The organism is Flammeovirga sp. SJP92 (genome assembly GCF_001583495.1).
Taxonomy (GTDB): Bacteria; Bacteroidota; Bacteroidia; order Cytophagales; family Flammeovirgaceae; genus Flammeovirga.
Genome location: NZ_LQAQ01000029.1, coordinates 1 through 1,368, shown reverse-complemented (window position 1 = coordinate 1,368; position 1,368 = coordinate 1). Strand labels below are relative to the sequence as shown.

The window sequence follows — 1,368 nt, the reverse complement described above, 5'->3', positions numbered from 1 at the left end:
TGGATTGTCAAGGCAAAGAGTACTTTGAGTTTGAGACCTTGTTTAATGAAGCAATTGATATTGAGTTTTTCAGACTCAATGCAGGATCAAGAGCCAAGCTATACATTTACAGAAACACAACTGCCGATTTGGTCATCGCTTTTGATAAAATCATTTACGGTCCTTCTCAATCTTTGAGGGTGAAGGGCGGTAAGTCAGTTTATATCATAGAAGTAGAGGCAATCAGAGATCCTTCCATTGATCAATCCATTCGTTATATCGTTAAAATAGACGGACAGCGTTACCAGTCATCCGGTGTTTTCCATACCACAATTGGAATTCCCACTTTAGAGGATTTCGGCAGTATACCGAAAGGTACACCAGCTGAGGAAGTGATTGGTTTAACCGTCAATGAGTTATTTGAAAAGAGACTTTGGAAGCCCTCACCGGCACCAAACTTTTATCCTCCAGACATCTCACTTTCACCAGCCGGAAAAACCGTTGAAGAAGGATCAACAATTGAAGTGAATTTCACTTCCAATTATAACAGAAATGATGCTGGGGCTGATTATGGGGCCACATTACTGTATCAGAACGGTGTGTATTTGGGTAATGTACCAGGTTCTTACCGAATAAACATCTTTGGACGTAATGAATTCAGAGCGAAGCAGTCCTATCTTCAAGGCGAAGGATTCAAAACCTCAGTTGATGGCATTGAATGGCCCAATACTATTAAAGCAGGTACTGTACAGTCTTCTACCGTAGTAATACAAGGACAGAGAGGTGTATTTTTTGGTGCGATAGAGCACATTCCACAATCAAGTGAAGAGATAAGACAACTGGGGTTATTACTGGATGGTAAAAAAAATCAAAGGATTGCCCTAAATACAGAATGGAAGGAACAGTATTTAGTTTTCGCTTACCCCTCAACTTACGGAAAACTAAGCCTTATTACATATGAGGAAGGGCTTGGAGCGAATGTTCTAGGAACATTCGATAACATGCAGATTGATGTTGCCGATGCCTCTCTTGCCAACCCCAAAAAATATGAAGTGTATGTGACCAAGGGTGTATTGCTATACAATGAACTGGTGCATTACAATTTTCAATTTTAAACCCAAAAACTTAACAACAAATGCCTAATTATTTAGCCTTTCCACAAGGTTTTCATGTTTTACATGACGGACCTATTGACAGTAGAACTACCGTTGAAACCTTAGAGGAATTGAACAACTTCTCCGCCGCAGTACGATATGAAGGTATGCAGGTGTATGTGAAAGAAATTGGAGAGGTGTATATCCTGAAAGGGGGAATTCTCAACTCTGATTGGGAGAAATTCGCACCTAAGCCAGCTGAAGGTGAAGGAGGTGAGATTGACGCCTCTTTTGA

The 1,368-nt window shown here is 40.5% G+C and carries 2 protein-coding genes; both read left to right on the top strand.

Annotated elements, in window-relative coordinates; translation table 11 throughout:
• Positions 1-1,094, top strand: a 1,094-nt coding sequence (locus AVL50_RS33310; protein WP_062615819.1) for a hypothetical protein, incomplete at its 5' end; no start/stop codon positions are given.
• 20 nt (positions 1,095-1,114) lie between these two features.
• Positions 1,115-1,368: hypothetical protein (locus AVL50_RS07240; protein ID WP_157491189.1), on the top strand; the 254-nt coding region annotated here is incomplete at its 3' end.